We start from the raw sequence: 17,002 nt of genomic DNA, 5'->3' as shown, positions 1-17,002 counted from the left end.
CATAGGCACCTCTAGCGTGCGGTCATCCCCCCATCCACCGCCAGCACCTGCCCGGTTACGTAGTCCGAGGCCGGGCTGCACAGGTAGAGCGCAGCCGCGGCCAGCTCGCCGGGCTGGCCGATGCGGCCCAGGGGGGTGCGGGCTCGTACCAAAGACTCTGTCCGGGCCAGCAGCCGCTCGGTCATGCGGGTGGGGAAGAAGCCTGGGGCCAGGGCGTTGACCCGGATGCCAAAGGGCCCCCACTTCACCGCTAGGTCGCGAGTGAGAGCGATCAAGGCCCCTTTGGAGGCCGAGTAGGCCGCGGCGTCCATTACCTCGCTGGGGCTGCCTATGAGCCCAGCCACCGAGGCGATGTTCAGAATCTTTCCGTAACCCCGGGCTTTCATGCCCCTTGCGGCAATGCGGCTGGCCAGGAAAGCCCCGGTTACGTTGATGTCCAGCACCTCGCGAATCTTTTCTGCGGGAACCTCGAGGGCGTCCTGCCCCCAGGTTACCCCGGCGGCGTTGACCAGGATGTCCACCGGGCCGGTGCGGGCAAAAGCGCCTTCCAAACTGGCCTCGTCTTGCACGTTGCCCACGATGGGCAGGGCATCAGGGATGGTCTTTAGGGCCTCCTCAAGGAAGCTCTCCCGCCGGGCCAGGAGGGCCACCTTGGCCCCGGCCTCCCGCAGGGCAGTGGCAATCTCCAGGCCAAGGCCCCTCGAGCCGCCGGTGATTAGGGCGGTTTTCCCGTCCAGGCGGAACTGTTCCAGCACCCTCATACCCGCTCCACCACCATCGCGATGCCCTGGCCCACCCCTATGCACATGGTGGCCAGCCCAAACTGCACATTCCGCTTCTGCATCTCGTGGACCAGGTTGGCGAGAATCCGGGCGCCCGAGGCCCCCAGGGGGTGGCCGATGGCGATGGCCCCCCCATTCACGTTGAGCCGCTCGTCCTCAGGGTCCACGCCCCACTCATAGAGCACCGCTAGGCTCTGGGCGGCAAAGGCCTCGTTGAGCTCAATCAGGCCAATCTCCTGCAGGCCCAGCCCAGCCCGCTTGAGGGCCTTTTCGGTGGCTGGAACCGGGCCGATGCCCATAATCCGGGGCTCTACCCCGGCCACCGCCATCGAGCGAATTTTGGCCATAGGCCTGAGCCCGTGGGCCCGGGCGTAGGCGTCGGAGACCAGCAGCACCGCTGCTGCCCCGTCGTTTAGGGAGGAGGAGTTCCCGGCGGTTACGCTACCCCCAGGACGGAAGACCGGCTTGAGTTTGGCCAGGGCCTCCAGGCTGGTGTCGGGCCGGGGGCCCTCATCGGCGTTTACCAGGGTGGTCTGGCCCCTGATCGTCACCTCCACGGGCACCATCTGGCCCTCAAAAGCCCCACTCTGCTGGGCTCGGACGGCCTTTTGGTGCGAGCGCAGGGCGAAGTGGTCCTGGGCTTCCCGGGGGATTTTGTACTGCTCGGCCAGGTTCTCGGCGGTCTCGCCCATCGCCTCGGTGCCGTAGAGGGCCTGCATCCTGGGGTTGATGAAGCGCCAGCCCAAGGTGGTGTCGTAGACCGTGAGGTTGCCGGTGGGGAAGGCCCGCTCGGCTTTGGGCATCACCCAGGGGGCCCGGCTCATGCTTTCCACGCCGCCTCCGATGTAGACCTGGCCCTCGCCCAGCATAAGGGCCCGGGCCGCGCTGGCTACCGCCTCTAGGCCGCTACCGCAGAGGCGGTTTACCGTGCAACCCCCCACCTCCTTGGGAAGGCCGGCCAGGAGGAGGGCCATGCGGGCCACGTTGCGGTTGTCCTCCCCAGCTTGGTTGGCGCAGCCCATGTAGACGTCTTCCACATCGCTCGCGGGTAGGCCGGTGCGCTCGAGGAGGGCCTTTAGGGGAATGGCAGCCAGGTCATCGGGGCGGACTGAGGCCAGCGCGCCCCCGTGCTTTCCAACCGGTGTGCGGACGGCGTCTAGAATGTAAGCTTCCATGGCTGTGTTTTACCCTTTGAGGTTTTGACCCGCAAGGGCCTGTTGCGAACGCTCAGGCCTCGGGCTTGCTTTGGCCTTCCATGCGGAAGACGGTCCCGGTGAAGAGGGCCACCACCCGTTCCCGGTTCCTGACCTCGATGCGGTAGGTGGCGGTGCGGCGCCCCAGGTTTTCCTCCCGGGCGTGGGCTTCGAGCCGCTCGCCCACCCGTACCGCCTTGAAGTACTCCATGTGCGTGCAGAGGGCTACAGCTGGGGTTCCGTGGGCGTTTGAGGCTAAGGCAAAGGCCGCATCGGCCAGGCTATAGAGAAATCCGCCGTGGCAGTGGCCGTGGATGTTGGTGTGCTCAGCCCGAACCTCGGCCAGGAGCACGGCTTCTCCTGGCCCCAGCCGGGCCACCCTGAACCCTAGGAGCCGCATGTAGGGGTCGGGGTGGAGTTCACTACCCACCGGCTGCCTCCCTCGTGCGGATGCCTAGATAGGACTCGATGACCCTGGGGTCGTAGAGCAGCTCGCTTCCTCGGCCTTCCATGACCAGCTCGCCGGCCTCGAGCACGTATCCCCGGTCGGCCAGCTTTAGGGCCATCCGGGCGTTCTGCTCCACCAGCAAGATGGTTACCCCCCGGGCCTTGAGTTCGCCCAGGATGCGGAATATCTCCTGCACGATAAGGGGGGCCAGCCCCAAGCTAGGTTCGTCCAGCAAGAGGAGCTTGGGCCGGGCCATCAGCGCCCGGCCGATGGCCAGCATTTGCTGTTCACCCCCCGACATGGTGCCGGCGAGCTGACGGCGCCGCTCGAGGAGGCGAGGGAAGAGGCTGTAGACCCATTCCAGGTCCTCCCGTATGCCCCTTTCGCGCCGCTGAAAACGGGGAAAGGCCCCCAGCAGGAGGTTGTCCTCTACCGCCATTGACGCGAAGAGCTCGCGCTTTTCGGGTACCATGACCAGCCCCACAGCGGCCAGCATTTCTGGCGTGCGCCGCGATAGCGTTTCCCCCAGGTAGTGCACCGTGCCGCTGGCTTGCACCAGCCCCAGGATGCCCTTGAGGGTGCTGCTCTTTCCTGCCCCGTTGGGGCCAATGAGGGTGATGGCCTCGCCCTCGGCCACCCTGAGCGAAAGCCCCCGCACGGCCTCCACAGCCCCATAACGCACGCTCAGGTTTTCCACTTCCAGGATGTTCATCCCTGCCTCCAGTAAGCCTCAGGCGGCCTCCCCCAGGTAGGCCTCGATGACCCTGGGGTTGCGCTGCACCTCGGCGGGGCTACCCTCGGCCAGCTTTTCCCCATAATGCATCACCACCACCCGGTCTACCAGCCCCATGACCAGGTCCATGTCGTGGTCTACCAGGAGTACCGTGACCCCTTCGGCCACCAGTTTGCGGATGAGCGAGGCGAACTCCCGCTTCTCCCCAGCCCTCAGCCCCGCGGCCGGCTCATCCAGGAGCAGCACCTCGGGGCTGGCGGCCAGGGCGCGGGCAATTTCCAGAAGCCGGAGCTGGCCGATGGAGAGGCCCTCCGCCTTCTGATGGGCCATGTGGGCCAGGCCCACCCGCTCCAGGGCCCGGTAAGCTTCTGCCAGGGCGGCCTTTTCCTCAGAGCGATGGAGGGCCAGCATTGAGGCCAGAAAACCCCGCCGGGTGCGGGCATAGGTGCCCAAGGCGGCGTTTTCCAGCACGGTCATCTCGGGAAAGAGGTGGGGGTGCTGGAAGGTGCGGGCGATGCCCAGACGGTGCACCTCGTAGGGTTTCCGCCCTGAGATGGGCTTTCCCCTGAACCAGACCTCCCCTTCGCTGGGGGGGTAGACTGCGGTAATCATGTTGAAGCAGGTGGATTTGCCTGCCCCATTGGGGCCGATGAGGGCCAAAATCTCGCCCCGTCTGAGCTCAAAGCTTATCTTGTTCACCGCCAGCAGACCACCGAAGCGCTTGCTGAGGCCCCTGACCTCGAGCACCACCTCTCCCTTGCGCCCTCCGCTGGGGCGAGCAGGCAGGCCCTGCCCTGCAGGGTTCTTTGGCCTGGGCTTGGGGATGTACCGTTCCACAAAGGGCCACAGCCCCTTGGGGGCGAACATCAGGATGAGCACCAAGATAAGCCCATAGGCGATGATCTCGTAGTTTCCGGCACGGCCGAACAGGAGGGGCAAGACCCCCTTCAGGGCCTCCTCCAGCCCCGTCACCAGCCCAGAGCCTAGGATGACCCCTGGGATGCTGCCCACCCCTCCAGCCACCGCCGCAATCAGGTACTTGATGGAAGCCTCAAGGCTGAAGGGGGTGGGGTTGATGAACTTCTGGTAGTGGACGTAGAGCCAGCCAGCCACCCCAGCGTAGACGGCTGAGAGAACGAAGACCTGGAGCTTCAGGGTTGCCGGGTTTACCCCAAAGCTGGCCGCCGCGATGGCGTCCCCTTTGGAGGCCCGCATTGCTCGCCCAATCCGGCTGTTGGTGAGGTTCCAGGCCCCCCAAGCCCCCAGGAGGACCATGCCCCACGACAGGTAGAAATAGCTTCTGGAGTCGCCCAGCGTATAGCCCAGGACCGATATGGGGGGGATCCCCCTTAGCCCGGTGTGTCCTCCGGTGAGGCCAATCCAGCTTCCCATAACGATGTACAGGGCGATGCACCAGGCGATGGTGGAAAGGGGCAGGTAATGCCCCTTTAGCCGCACGGTGATGCCGCCCATCACCAGTGCGCCCAGCGCTGCAGCCAGGATGCCCAGCAGGAGGGTGGCCCACGGGTTCAGGCCCTGGTGGATGGTGAGCAGGGCGGAGGTATAGGCCGCTAGCCCCATAAAGGCTGCCTGGCCAAAGCTGGTCATGCCCGAGAGCCCGGTGAGCAGGTAAAGGCCCAGCGCGACCAAGGCGCCAAAGGCGATGTAGTTGCCCACCGTAAGGTAGAACGAGGAAGGCGGCAGGGCGAGGGGGAAGAGCAAGAGCCCGGCCAGGAGGAGGATCAGGGGCAGGGGCCTCATTCTTCCTCCCCCAGCTCCTGGCTGCGGAGGCTACGCCAGAAGAGAATCGGCAGGAGCAGAGCGAAAACGATGGCATCCTTATAGGCGCTGGCCTGAAAGGCCGCCCAGGATTCCATAGCCCCCACCAGCAAAGCCCCCAGCGCCGCCAAGGGGTAGCTCACCAGGCCGCCGAGAATCCCAGCCACAAAGCCCTTTAGCCCCAGGAGGAAGCCTTGAAAGTAAGCCGGGGATATCAGGGGGGCCAGGAGCATGCCGCTCACGCAGGCGATGAGGGTGGCGATGGAAAAGGACACATACCCTGCCTGACTGGGGCTGATGCCGGAAAGCCGGGCCCCATAGCGGTTGACCGCACAGGCCCGTAGGGCCTTGCCGTAGATGCTCCTGCTGAAAAACAGGTAGAGCCCCAGCGCGCTCAAAAAGGCGAAGCCGTAGACCAGGAAGGCTTGGTTGTTTATGGGTACCAAACCAACCTGGGTCTGGCCGCTCCAGACGGCCGGCAGACGAAACTGCTCAGGTCCGAAGAAGACCAGGCCCAGCCCCATGAAGGCGAAGTGGAGGCCGACGGCGATGATCAGGTAGGTGAGCACACTGGCATTTTTGGCCGGTTCAAAGAACAGCCGGTAGGAGGCTGGGCCTATGGGGAGCACCACCAGCACTGCCAGGAACCAGCCAAGCCACAGGGGTACCCCTTGGGCTCCCCACCAGGCCAGCCCCAACACCCCCAGGCTTCCCAACGCCAGAAGGCCAGCCCTTCTCAGGCTTTTGCGTTCCAAAAAGGCCCATCCAGCCAGCATGGCCGCGGCCAGCCAGGCGGTTCCGGGAATCTGCCCTCTAAGGTTGAGGCCGCTCACCTCGGGGGGGAGGAACCAGACGTAGGTCAGGGGTGCGTACACCAAAAACTCCCCCAAGGGGACCAGGATTACCCTTGTGACCGCAAAGACCAGCACCAAGGATAGGGCCAACAGCGCATAGATGGTTCCGTTTTGCAGCGCATCTGCGGCCAGAAAAGAGAAGATTGCCCAGTCCATATATGGTTGGAAGCCCCTAACCAGCAGCCAACAGCCGTTGTGCCTGGATGGCGGTTGGCTGCTGGTTCTTGGCCACAGGCCCTCCTACCTGAACGTCCGGATCAGCTTCCACTCGAGCCTGCCGGTAGGGCCTTTCACAATCTCCACCATCACCGCGGCTTCGTTGAAGCGCAGGCCCAGGTGGTCGGTGGGGGACATATTGAAGATGCCGTGGGTGCCCACTACGTTGCGGGTGGCCTCGAGCTCGTCCCGCAGCACCCGGCGAAAGGCCGCCAGGTTGGTGGTTTGCTCGCGGCGCAGGGCGCGCTCGAGGGCCGGGCGCAGGATGGCCCAGGCGTCGTAGGCGTGGCCGCCAAAGGTGGAGTAGCTGCCGATGCCGAAGCGCGACTCGTATAGCTGCACATAGCTGGTGGCCACCTGACGGTTGGGGAAGTCAGGGGGTAGCTGGTCGAAGACCAGCACTGGCCCGGCCGGTAGCCGTGTGCCCACCAGCAAGTCTCCCCCTACCCGCAGGAAGTCGGGGTTGGCCACCCCGTGGGTCTGGTAGATGAGGCCCCGGTAGCCGCGCTCCCGCAAAGTGCGCTGGGGCAGCACCGGAGCCGTGCCCGAGCCCCCGATCAAAACCGCATCGGGGTTGCGGGCCAGGATTCGCAGTACCTGGCCGGTTACCGAGGTGTCGGTGCGGGCAAAGCGTTCGGAGGCCACCACCTGGATGCCGGCTTCTCGGGCGGCGGCCTCAAAGGCCCGGGCCCAACCCTCGCCGTAGGCGTCGTTGAAGCCTATGTAGGCGGCAGTCTTCACCCCTGCGGCCGCCATATCCCGCACGATAGGGGTAGACATCTGCTGCTCGGTCTGGGGGGTCTTGAAGACCCAGCGGCGCTTCTCGTCCACGGGAAAGACGATCTCCAGGTTGGCCGCGAGGGAAATCTTGGGCACCCCAGCCTCGGCCACCACGTCGATCATCCCCAAGCTGGCGGGGGTGGTGGTGGTGCCGATGATGGCCAGTACCTGGTCTTCCTGAATGAGCCGCCGGGTGGCCCGCACGGCCTGGGTGGTGTCCGAAGCATCGTCCAGGATGATGAACTGCACCGGGCGTCCGGCCACCCCTCCGCGCCGGTTGACCTGCTCCTCCAGGATCAGAAGGGTGTTGCGCTCGGGGATGCCCAGGCTGGCCGCGGGGCCGGTGGCCGAGACCACCACCCCGATTTTCAGAGGGGCTTGCTGGGCCAGGCCCAAGCCCAGCCCAAGGGTTAGCAGTCCTATCAGAGCTCGCTTCATCTTGCCTCCTTGTGGGTGTAGATTTGCCAATCTCCCTTGTGCAGGGGGAGATTTCCGAAGGTTTCAAGCCCTGCCGCCACCATCCGGCGCAGCAGGGGGTGGGGCCGGTAGCGGTCCTCGCCGAGCTCGGCGAAGAGACCCTCCAGTGCGCGCAGTACCGGTTTGAGCCAGATGCGCTCGGCCCACTCCAGGGGGCCCCGGGGGTACCCCGTTCCCAGCCGCATGGCCCGGTCCAGGTCGTCCGGCTGGGCGATGCCCTCGGAAAGGGCTGAGATGGCCTCGTTGATGAGCAGGGCCAGGATGCGGAAGCCCACTCCGCCGGGCTGGTCGGGCAGGAGGAGGGTGGGATGGCCTTGGGCTTCAAAGAAGGCCTGGGCCAGCGGAAGGGCTGGGTTTGGCCCAGAGAGGGGGGTGTAGAGTTCGGCGATGGCCCCCTGACCGACGGGTGGGACCAGGCTGAATCCAACCACAGGCCGGTCTTTTAGCTCAGCCTGAAGGCTGCTGGCGGAGTGGCCCCAGACCAGGCCGACCACCGGGAGGCTATCCGGAAGGTCGTTCTTGCGCTCGAGCTTCACCCGGCAGTCCAGCACGAATTGGGCCTCTTCGGGGCTCTTCGCGTGAGGAAAGCGGGCTTTTAGCTCCTGGGCCAGTGGGTTAGGACCGAGGATCAGGGGGAGGGGGGCTTTGGCGGTGGGGTTGGAGGGGGTGGGTGGGGGTGGGGGGCCTGGGGGATAGCGGTACCAGCCCTGGCCGCTTTTGCGCCCCAGCTGTCCGGCGGCCACCTTCTGGTGCTGTAGGTAGTGGGGCCGGTAGCGGGGTTCCCCGTAGAAAGCCTGGTAGACCGAGGTAGAGGCGGCCAGGTTGGTGTCCAGGCCTATCAGGTCCATCAGCTCAAAGGGCCCCATGGGGAATCCCAGCCCCCGCATCACCCAGTCGATGAACTCCTTGGGTACCCCCTCGGCGTGGAGCCGGATGGCCTCGCCGTAGAAAGGGCGGGCCACCCGGTTGACCAGGAAGCCAGGGGCGTCCTTGACCCGGACCGGCTCCTTGCCCCAGGCCCGCATGAGCTCCGAGGCCCGCTCGAGGTGGACTGGATCGGTGTTTTCCCCTCCTATCACCTCCACCAGCTTCATCCGTGGGGCAGGGTTGAAGAAGTGCAGCCCCAGCACCCTCGAAGGGTTCGGCACCTTAGCTGCGATGGCCGAGATGGAAAAGGTGGAGGTGTTGCTGGCTAGGAGCCCGTGGGGGTTGAGTCCCCCCAACCGGCTCAGGATTTCCTGCTTTAGCTCGAGCTGCTCGGGGACCGCCTCTATGACCAGGTGGGCCGGGGTGCAATCCTCTAGGGCCTGGGTGGGCTGGATGCGGGCCAAGACCTCCTCCGCCGAGGCGAGCCGCCCTCTTTCAGCCAGCTTCTTCAGCTCAGCCCTTGTCTCTGCCAAGGCCTTCTCGAGCGCCGCGGGGTAAGGGTCGTAGAGGACCACCTGGTGCCCCGCTGTGGCTGCCACCTGGGCAATTCCCCGGCCCATGATGCCCGCGCCTAAAACCGCTACCGTCTCCTTCACCCCGCCTCTCCCTTGCCAAACAAACACTTGTTTGTTTTTTGGGGGTAAGTGTATCGGCTGGTCTTTTCCCTGTCAAGGTCTCAGATGACGTGTTGGGGCAGCCCCTTGAGCTCCGACTCGAGGGTGGGCACAAACCCTCCTTCAAAAGCCTCGAGCAACGAGCCTTCCAGGAACCAGCTTTTGGGTGTCCTGGCCCCCCATAGGGTTTGCCGCCGGGGGTCATTCAGGTGCCAGCGAATGGGCTCAAAGTCGGGGTCCACCGTGCTGTAGTCGGAGGTGTAGAGTTCAATGCGGTGCCCATCGGGGTCGCGGAGGTAGAGGAAGAAGGCGTTGGATACCCCGTGCCGTCCAGGCCCCCGCTCGATGGCCTCGGTCTGCATCGCACCGGCCAGGATGTCGCAGGCCCGGATAATGCTCATGGCGTCGGGCATCCAGTAGGCCAGGTGGTGTAGCCGGGGGCCGGTGCCGTTGGTGAGGGCCAAGTCGTGTACGTTGCCTTTGCGGTGAATCCAGGCCGCCCAGATGCGCCCCTCATCGTCCTCGGTGTACTCCGACAGGCGGAAGCCGAGCTGCTCCATGTACCAGTGGGTCATGGCCTCCACCTGGGGGGTCATCACGTTGATGTGGTCAATGCGCTGAATGCCGGGGCCTTTGTGCAGGTCGTAGCGCTGCAGCAGCCAGGGGTGTTTTTGGCTTTCCGCGTAGAAGGCCACCGGAACGCCGAAGGGGTCTTGTAGCCGCAGGAGCCTGGGGCGGTCCTCCTCCGACTCCCATCGGTAGGGAAGGCCCAGCTCCTGGGCCATCTCCACCAGCCTTTCCAGGGCCGCCGCATCGGCCACCCGGTAGGCCAGGTGCTTCACGCCCGGTTCGGGGGCCAGCTCGAGCTTCAGGGTCCACTCCCGGTCCTCGGTGCCGCGCAGGTACAGGGCGTTTGGGCGCTCGTGGAGTATGTTTAGCCCCAGCAAGTCCACGTAGAAGCGGCGTGAGCGCTCGAGGTCGGTCACGTAGAGGACCGCATGGGCGATGCGGACAACCTGGGGGATGGCTTTCACGGCTCACCTCCCTTGAGCCTGTGGTAGCCCCGGTTCCAGTAGAGCAGGGGCCTCTCCCCTCTGTTCAGCCGCACCCTCTCCACCTCGCCCACCACAATCTGGTGGGTGCCGCCGGGGTAGACCGCCCAGGTGCGGCAGTAGAGGGTGGCCAGGGCCTCCTCCAGCGCTGGAACCTCCTCCTCGTTCAGGGGGGCGTACCCCTCGAGGGGCTGGCCGGCGAAGTGGGCCGAGGTGTGCTCGTGGCCTTCCTTGAGCAGGTTTACGCTGAACCGCCCGGCCTTCTCCAGCACGGGCCAGAGAGAGGCCGTCCGGTTGATGCAGACCAGGATGAGGGGTGGCTCGAGGCTCACGCTGGTAAAGCTGCTGGCGGTCATGCCCCGGACCTCCCAGCCGTGCCGGGCGGCCACCACCGCAACCCCGCTGGGCCAGTGGCTCATGGCCTGGCGGAGTTGCTCGGAGAGGGTAGGGTTGGTGACTTCCATGGTCTAGTCGCTTGCAACGGTTGCTGGCTGGGGCTTTCTCCAGCCCAAGAACTCCCGGATGCGCTCCTTGTAGGGCTCCTTGTCGTAGACGGAGAAGAGGGTCTGGTACATCCGCACCGGATCGCCGAAGAAGAAGCGTTCGTAGAGCACCTGGCGGGCTCCGAAGCCGCTTAGGGTCATGTCCCAGGCCAGCCGGAAGAGCTGCACCCGCTCGCGGGCCGGTAGGCTGGCGGACTGCAGGAACTTCTCCAGGTGCCGCCCGATGGGGGCCTCAAAGTCGGCCTCGGAGGGCAGGGTAATCAGGCCTGAGGCCCCGATCTGCTGCACAATCTCGTGGATGCGGGGGTAGAGCCTGGGGTAAAGGTTGCGGGCCCCGTCAATGGCCCCCCGGTCGGGGCAGTAGAGGCCGTACCGGTTGGGTTTGGCGTCCCGCTCGGCTCGAGCCCAGAGGCCCTTCATGGCCTCCAGGTAGACGATGACCTCGGCGATTTTTTCCTGCACGTGGGGGAAGACGTCGGCCCCGATGGCCTCGGCTATGAGGGAGATGAGCCCCAAGAAGGCCTCGGTCTTGGCGGTTTTGAGCACCACCACCTGGTGGGCCATGTGCATCAGGGCCCCGGTCTCGGCGTAGGCGGTGTTGCAGCGCTCTAGGTCTTTGAGGATGAAAATCCGCTCCTTGGGGACGAAGACGTCGTCAAAGACCGTGAGGCAGTCCATCTCCTCGAGCTGGCTGGAAAGGGGATGGTCAAAGCTCGAGTCCCCCCCGCGCAGGCCTTCGCGGCTGATGAAGTGCAGCCCCGGGGTGTTGGTGGGGATGGCAAAGGCCACCGCATAGCGCTCAGCGCCGGGGCCTTCCTTGAGCAGGGTGCTGGGGAAGACCAGCAGTTCATCGGCGGTGGGCAGGGTGGAGAGCATCCGGGCCCCCCGCACCACAATCCCGTCCGGGCTTTCGCTGAAGACCCCCAGAGGGATGTACGGGTCGGCCTGCTCGAGGTTGCTCTTGGCCCGGTTCACCTGGGGATTGGTCAGGCAGTGGGTGGTGCAGAGGTCGTTCTCGCGCACGTACTGCACGTAGCGCCGCACGTTCTCGGCGTACTCCCCGAAAAACTCAGCGCTTTGCTCAAAGGCCATCAGCACCGCGTTGAGATAGTCGGGGCTGCGCCCCATCATGCCCAGGTGCGCATCGGCCCAGACCTTGTAGGCCGCGCCCCGCCGGGCCAGGTCGTCCCTGCTCCGGGCGGGCAGCAGGCTGGTGGGGTAGCGCCGCCCTCCCTCCTCATAGGTGAGCACGTCCCGGTAGCGGGGGTCGTGCTGCAGGTCGTAAAGCCGGGCGAGCATGTGGGTGATGCCCCTGAAAACCGGGTGGGCAGTAGGATCCTCCACCCGCTGGCCTTTGTACCAGAGATTGGGCGGGTCTTTCCTGAGGGCTTCCAGGTACTCCTTGCCGCTGCGCGCCATGAGGGCCTCCTTCAATTACCGAACTTGGGGATGGGGTGCTCCACAAGCGGTACGGCGATGTGCTTGAGCTCGGTGTAGAACTCCAGGCTGTGGGCCCCGCCCTCCCGGTGGGTGCCCGAGAACTTGACCCCGCCGAAGGGGGTGGGCAGGTGGCGCACGTTGTGGGAGTTAATCCAGGTCATGCCCGCCTCCAGGGCCAGGGCCACGCGGTGGGCTCGAGCCACATCTTTTGTCCAGACGTAAGAGGCCAGGCCGTACTTGCTGTCGTTGGCCTTCTGCAGGGCGTCGGCCTCGTCCTTGAAGGGAATCACGGTTAGGATAGGGCCGAAAATCTCCTCCTGGGCAATGGTGTGGTGGTTCTCCGCCACAAAAAGCCCGGGCCGCAGGTAGTTGCCCTCGCTGCCAACCCGCTCGCCGCCGAAGATGTGCTGGGACTCCTGCTTGCCGATTTCCACATAACGGAGCACCCGGGCCAGGTGCTCAGGGTGGATCAGGGGGCCCACCTCGGTGTCCGGTTCCAGAGGGTGCCCTACCCGAACGCGGGCGGTGCGGTCGGTCAGGCGGCTTAGGAACTCATCAAAGATGCTCTCCTGCACCAGGGCGCGGCTGCTCGCGGTGCAGCGTTCCCCGTTGAAGCTGTATATCTGGAAGACGGTGGCGTCCAAGGCCCGTTCCAGATCGGCGTCCTCGAAGACGATGACGGGAGACTTTCCGCCGAGCTCGAGGGAAAGCCGCTTCAGGTAAGGGGCACTGTTTTGGGTGATGAGGCTGCCCGTGGTGGTTTCGCCGGTAAAGGCGATGAGGGGGATGGCCGGATGTCGCACCACCGCGTCGCCGGCCTCCTCTCCAAAGCCCTGCACCACGTTGAAGACCCCCGGTGGAAGGTCGGCTTCCTGGAAGATTTCGGCCAGCTTCCAGGCGGTCAGGGGCGACCACTCGGCGGGCTTTAGAACCACCGTGTTGCCGAAGGCCAAGGCCGGGGCGATGCGCCAGGTGGAGAGCATTAGGGGTGCGTTCCAGGGGGTGATGATGCCGCAGACCCCCACCGGTACCCGCACGGAGTAGTTGAGCCACGCCTGGTCCACGGGGAAGGTATGCCCCTCCATGGCCCGCTCGGCCCACTCCGCGTAGAAGCTAAAGTTCTCGGCGGCCCGGGCCACCTGGGCGCGCACAATCCGCAAGGGCTGACCGGCGTCCAGGCACTCCAGCACGGCCAGCTCGTCGGTATGCTTTTCGAGCAGCTCGGCGATTTTGAGAAGGTACCTCTTTCTGGTTTTGGCGCTTTTTCTCCAGCCCTCAAAAGCTGTCTGGGCGGCTCGAGCGGCCCGGTCCACGTCTTCGGCGTGGCCCTTGTAGACCTGCGCCAGCACCTGGTTGTTGGAGGGGTCGAGGCTTTCAAACCACTCCCCTCGCAGCCCCGGTGCGAACTCGCCAGCGATGAAGTGCGCGACGGGGCGGGCGGCGACTTTCTGCCGTATTTGGGCGATGAAGTTGGGGCTGATGGCCTGGGTTTGCTCGGATACCTTCATAGCACCACCGACCTGTCGCCTTCCTCGGAAATTACCGGCTCAGCCTCTGGGGTTTCCCATTCGATGGGGTTTTCCAGTGCCCCCAGCCCTTCAATCTCCATTCGCATGACGTCTCCTGGGTGCACCTGGGAAATTCCCTTGGGGGTACCGGTTAGGATTACATCTCCAGTCTCCAAGGTCATAAAACGGCTGATAAATTCAACCACTTCGGGGATGGAGAAAAGCATGCCCTGGGTGGTGGCCTCCTGGCGCAGTTCGCCGTTCACGTAGGCCCACATCCGCAGGTTGTGGGGGTCAGGCACCTCGTCTGCGGTTACGTAGAAGGGACCCAGCGGGCCAAAGGTGTCCCAGCCCTTGGCCCGGATGGGGGGGCGGAAGGTGTTGGAGACGTAGTCGCGCACCACCAGGTCGTTGGCGATGGTGTAGCCTCCCACGTACTCCATGGCGTCCTTGGCCTTGACCCGGCGCGCGGGCCGCCCAATGATGACCGCTAGTTCGCACTCAAAGTGCATGAACCTGGCCCCCCGGGGGTAGACCACGGTGCCTTTGTGGGGAAGGAGGCTGGTGTTGGGTTTCCAGAAAAGGGCCGGCTCGCTGGGCTTCTGCAGGCCAAATTCCTCAGCATGCTCGGGAAAGTTAAGCGCCAGGGCCAGCACCTTGCCCGGTTGCACCGGGAGCTGCCAGAGCACCTCCTCGGGGTGGTGGGCCTCGCCAGCGGGATCGATGAGCATTCCGTTTTGCAGCCGCCCTTGCAGGAGGCGGCCTTTGGAGATAAAGCGCGCCAGCTTCATCCTGCACCGCCTCAGACGTACTGCTTTCCGGCTGGGTCGGGTAGCACTGGGGGGTGGTTTCCCTGGGCTGGGATCAGGCCATAGGACTCGGCCATCCGCCGCAGCCGGGCCTCGACCTCTGGGGTGGTGGGCCCCAGGGGCTCGCGCCACTCCTTTTCGCATAGGCCCATCCAGGACAGCACCGTCTTGAGGGGGATGGGATTGGTGTCCCAGAAGACCGCATTGTTGGCCTCGAGCCCGTAGTAGTGAAGCTCCAGTGCCTCCTTGTACCTGCCTTCCAGGGTGAGCTGGCACATTTGGGCGGTCTCCTTGGGCAGCCAGTTGGCTGTGGCGGCGATGGTGCCCACCGCACCCACGCACATCATAGGGAAGGTAAGGGCCTCAAGACCGCAGTACACCCTAAAGTCCCGCCCCACTCGGCGCAGGAGCTCCGAGACGTACTCCACGTCTTTGGAGGAGTGCTTGAGCCCCACGATGTTCTTGAAGTCCCGGCGCAGGCGGGCTACGGTTTCCACTCCGATCTCTACCCCGGTGCGCCCTGGGATGTTGTAGAGCACGATGGGCATCTCGGGAACGCTCTGGGCCACCTGGCCGAAAAAGCGGTAGAGCCCTTCCTGGTTGGGCTTCACGTAATAAGGGGTGATGACCAAGGCGCCTTGGGCCCCCATCCGGTAGGCAGCCTGGGTTAACCTCAGGGTTTCGTCCAGCCGCAGGGTCCCGGTTCCGGCTAGAAGGGGTACCCGGCCCTTGATGTAGTGTAGGGCCCGTTCTATGAGGTACTCGCGCTCTTCCAGGCTCAGCGCGCCCGGCTCGCCGGTGGTGCCGCCCACACTTATGGCGTGGGAGCCGGCTTCGATCTGCCGCTCGATGAGCCGCTCTAGGGCCGCTTCGTCTATTGCGCCATCCTTGAACGGCGTTACCAGGGGTACGATGCTGCCTTTGAACTCAACCATTGTGCTCCTCTATGGTGGCTTGGCTTGCTATGCGGCTGGCTTAGATGGTTAACATGTTAAGTATCCACGGGGCGGCGTTTGCGATCCAGAGTACAATTGTCCCCTTGAGGTAGCCCATGGCCTCCCCCCTTTCCCCAGATGCCTCCCGCCTGTTGCGCGACCTGACCCACTCGCTGCCCATGGCCCTCCTGCGCACCCGTGAGGCGGTGGTGCAGCGTTTTCGGCGGGTGCTCTCCCGCTATGACTTGACCGAGCAGCAGTGGCGTGTTTTGAGGGCCCTAGACGGCAAGGGGGGTTTGGAAATCTCCGCTCTAGCTGAGCAGTGTCGGATTCTCCTACCCAGCATGACCGGCATTCTGAGGCGTATGGAGGGGCGGGGTTTGGTGTGGCGGGAGGCCAACCGGGCCGATGGCCGCAGCATGCGGGTGGCCCTTACCGAAAGGGCCCAAGCTTTGGTGGAGCAGATCAAGCCCGAGGTGGTGGCGGTCTACGCCGAAATTGAGCGGATTTTGGGTCAGGAGAAGCTCGAGCTTCTCTACACCCTCCTAGAGGAGCTGGAGCGGGGCCTAGCCCAGGGCGAGGCCTCTAACCCTTGAACTCCTGGCGCAGCATCCCGTAAAGGTAGATGTCCTCCCTGATGCCTTGATAGGTTTCGTGCTGGCGTAGGATGCCTTCTAGGGTGAAGCCCAGCCTTTCCATCAAGCTGCGCATCCTAACGTTGGAGCCGCGCTCCTCAGCGGTGATGCGCTCCAGGCCCAGCTCGTTGAAGCCGTGGGCCAGCATCAGCTTTCCGGCTGCGTAGTCCACCCCCTGGTTTCGGTAGGCTTCCTCCCCAATGGCGATGCGAAACCGCGCCCGCTTTTCCAGCAGGTTCAGGTCGCGCAGGTCAACGAACCCCACCAGCAGCTCTTCGGGGTGCTCCGCCCCCGCCAGCACAATGCCGCGGCGCACCAGGTCGGCGGGAGGGTTGTTCAAAAGCCGTACAAACCAGTCCTGTAGCTTCTCGGAAGACAGGCCCAAGGGCCAGCCGTTGGCCAGGCAGAAAGCCTCGTCGTGGCTCCAGGCCAGAATTTGGCTTAGGTCGCTCATGACCAGTGGGCGTAGGATCACCATTTTTGAAGCCCTCCCGGATTTGGCCGCCTCTGTTAGAGACCGCTGCTATCCCTCGTTTTGGGGAAAGGAAAGGCCTGCTTCCGGTCGTGCCTCGGAGGCAAAAACCCCCGGCCGGGCCTGGAAGGGACCCCGTCTGGGATTCTAGCAGGGTGTGCCCTGCTTAGGGCGCCTTAGCCCCTAAGGTGCGGAGGATTAGGCTGGAGTAGGCCTGCGCCAGCTCCTCCAGACTCAGCTTCCCCTCTGGGCGGTACCAGTGGTACGTCCAGTTCAACGCAGAGAGAACAAAGAGCGCGGAGAGCCGAACGTCCTCTACCTGAAACTCCCCTTGCTTGACCCCCGCCTCAATGGTTTGGCGGAAGTGACTTTCGTACTCGTCTCGGCGAGCCTTTATCCTCTCTTGCAGCTCGGGCCTCAGGAACTTCCACTCGTGAAAGAAGACCGTGGCGTTGTCCAGTTCCCGCACAATTACCTGCAGGTGGGAGCGGACCAGGCTGGTGAGCCGCTCTTTGGCAGGGAGGTTTTCGGGAATAGCCCGGGCAGCGTTTAGGAACTCGTCGGCGGCGCGGTTAACCAGCTCAAAAAGCACCTCTTCTTTGGAAGCGATGTGGGCGTAGAGGCTTCCCCCCTGGAGGTTCACTGCCCGGGCCAGGTCGCGCATGGAGGTGGCATGGAAGCCCCTCCGGCTGAACAGCCGCCCGGCCGCGTTTAGGATTTCGTCCCGACGGCTGCCCCTTTCCGGCCTTCTCTCTTCAAACGGACGGTTGTTTGCCACCCTGGCGAAGAGTATAGGGGGTGGGCTCGAGAGGGTCAATGCAAACCCCTCCGAAGGCCGCTTTGGG

Annotated in this window: 17 protein-coding genes; 1 reads left to right on the top strand and 16 read right to left on the bottom strand. The window is 64.7% G+C overall.

Annotated elements, in window-relative coordinates; genetic code table 11:
* Positions 1 to 11: 11 nt before the first annotated feature.
* From NZ849_RS08090 to hpaI, 14 genes are all read right to left on the bottom strand, one after another.
* The gene (locus NZ849_RS08090) at positions 12 to 761 is read right to left on the bottom strand and encodes an SDR family oxidoreductase (protein ID WP_295405966.1); all 750 of its coding nucleotides are present in this window, start codon (positions 759 to 761) and stop codon (positions 12 to 14) included.
* Positions 758 to 1,957, bottom strand: coding sequence for an acetyl-CoA C-acyltransferase (locus NZ849_RS08085; protein WP_295405964.1), 1,200 nt, complete (start codon positions 1,955 to 1,957; stop codon positions 758 to 760). Before NZ849_RS08085 ends, NZ849_RS08090 begins: the two co-directional genes overlap by 4 nt.
* Positions 1,958 to 2,009: 52 nt before the next feature.
* Positions 2,010 to 2,375, bottom strand: a complete 366-nt coding sequence (paaI, locus tag NZ849_RS08080) for a hydroxyphenylacetyl-CoA thioesterase PaaI (RefSeq protein WP_295405996.1) — start codon at positions 2,373 to 2,375, stop codon at positions 2,010 to 2,012.
* Between the two features lie 22 nt (positions 2,376 to 2,397).
* Positions 2,398 to 3,135, bottom strand: coding sequence for an ABC transporter ATP-binding protein (locus tag NZ849_RS08075; protein WP_295405962.1), 738 nt, complete (start codon positions 3,133 to 3,135; stop codon positions 2,398 to 2,400).
* Between the two features lie 18 nt (positions 3,136 to 3,153).
* Positions 3,154 to 4,917, bottom strand: coding sequence for a branched-chain amino acid ABC transporter ATP-binding protein/permease (locus NZ849_RS08070; protein ID WP_295405960.1), 1,764 nt, complete (start codon positions 4,915 to 4,917; stop codon positions 3,154 to 3,156).
* The gene (locus NZ849_RS08065) at positions 4,914 to 5,945 is read right to left on the bottom strand and encodes a branched-chain amino acid ABC transporter permease (protein ID WP_295405958.1); all 1,032 of its coding nucleotides are present in this window, start codon (positions 5,943 to 5,945) and stop codon (positions 4,914 to 4,916) included. The genes NZ849_RS08070 and NZ849_RS08065 overlap by 4 nt, the downstream gene beginning before the upstream one ends.
* 84 nt (positions 5,946 to 6,029) lie before the next feature.
* Positions 6,030 to 7,223 (bottom strand): ABC transporter substrate-binding protein, encoded by a 1,194-nt coding sequence (locus NZ849_RS08060; RefSeq protein WP_295405956.1) that lies wholly within the window; start codon positions 7,221 to 7,223, stop codon positions 6,030 to 6,032.
* A complete protein-coding gene (locus tag NZ849_RS08055; protein ID WP_295405953.1) occupies positions 7,220 to 8,785 on the bottom strand; it encodes a 3-hydroxyacyl-CoA dehydrogenase NAD-binding domain-containing protein in 1,566 nt (521 codons plus the stop codon). The genes NZ849_RS08060 and NZ849_RS08055 overlap by 4 nt, the downstream gene beginning before the upstream one ends.
* Before the next feature lie 80 nt (positions 8,786 to 8,865).
* Positions 8,866 to 9,837, bottom strand: a complete 972-nt coding sequence (gene hpaD / locus NZ849_RS08050) for a 3,4-dihydroxyphenylacetate 2,3-dioxygenase (protein WP_295405951.1) — start codon at positions 9,835 to 9,837, stop codon at positions 8,866 to 8,868.
* Positions 9,834 to 10,319, bottom strand: coding sequence for a 4-hydroxyphenylacetate 3-monooxygenase reductase subunit (gene hpaC, locus NZ849_RS08045; RefSeq protein WP_295405950.1), 486 nt, complete (start codon positions 10,317 to 10,319; stop codon positions 9,834 to 9,836). Before hpaC ends, hpaD begins: the two co-directional genes overlap by 4 nt.
* Positions 10,320 to 10,322: 3 nt before the next feature.
* The gene (gene hpaB, locus NZ849_RS08040; protein ID WP_295405949.1) at positions 10,323 to 11,777 is read right to left on the bottom strand and encodes a 4-hydroxyphenylacetate 3-monooxygenase, oxygenase component; all 1,455 of its coding nucleotides are present in this window, start codon (positions 11,775 to 11,777) and stop codon (positions 10,323 to 10,325) included.
* 11 nt (positions 11,778 to 11,788) lie between these two features.
* Positions 11,789 to 13,306 (bottom strand): 5-carboxymethyl-2-hydroxymuconate semialdehyde dehydrogenase, encoded by a 1,518-nt coding sequence (gene hpaE, locus NZ849_RS08035; RefSeq protein WP_295405948.1) that lies wholly within the window; start codon positions 13,304 to 13,306, stop codon positions 11,789 to 11,791.
* Positions 13,303 to 14,097: a fumarylacetoacetate hydrolase family protein gene (locus NZ849_RS08030; RefSeq protein WP_295405947.1), complete on the bottom strand. Its 795-nt coding sequence runs from the start codon at positions 14,095 to 14,097 to the stop codon at positions 13,303 to 13,305. The genes hpaE and NZ849_RS08030 overlap by 4 nt, the downstream gene beginning before the upstream one ends.
* Positions 14,098 to 14,108: 11 nt before the next feature.
* Positions 14,109 to 15,050 carry a 2,4-dihydroxyhept-2-ene-1,7-dioic acid aldolase gene (gene hpaI / locus NZ849_RS08025; RefSeq protein ID WP_295405946.1) on the bottom strand — a complete coding sequence of 314 codons (942 nt, stop codon included), beginning with the start codon at positions 15,048 to 15,050 and terminating at the stop codon, positions 14,109 to 14,111.
* 116 nt (positions 15,051 to 15,166) lie between these two features.
* On the opposite strand from hpaI, the gene hpaR reads away from it, so the two are divergent.
* On the top strand, positions 15,167 to 15,646 hold the full coding sequence (gene hpaR / locus NZ849_RS08020; protein ID WP_295405945.1) for a homoprotocatechuate degradation operon regulator HpaR: 480 nt from the start codon (positions 15,167 to 15,169) through the stop codon (positions 15,644 to 15,646).
* On the opposite strand, the gene NZ849_RS08015 is transcribed toward hpaR, so the two are convergent.
* A complete protein-coding gene (locus NZ849_RS08015; RefSeq protein ID WP_295405944.1) occupies positions 15,636 to 16,163 on the bottom strand; it encodes a GNAT family protein in 528 nt (175 codons plus the stop codon). The two genes, hpaR and NZ849_RS08015, sit on opposite strands and share 11 nt — an antisense overlap.
* Positions 16,164 to 16,323: 160 nt before the next feature.
* A complete protein-coding gene (locus tag NZ849_RS08010; protein ID WP_295405943.1) occupies positions 16,324 to 16,935 on the bottom strand; it encodes a TetR/AcrR family transcriptional regulator in 612 nt (203 codons plus the stop codon).
* Positions 16,936 to 17,002 lie beyond the last annotated feature (67 nt).

The organism is Meiothermus sp. (genome assembly GCF_025060375.1).
In the GTDB taxonomy this organism is placed as follows: Bacteria; Deinococcota; Deinococci; order Deinococcales; family Thermaceae; genus Meiothermus.
The sequence above is the reverse complement of the archived record's forward strand: the minus strand, read 5'-3'. Positions and strand labels throughout refer to the sequence as shown.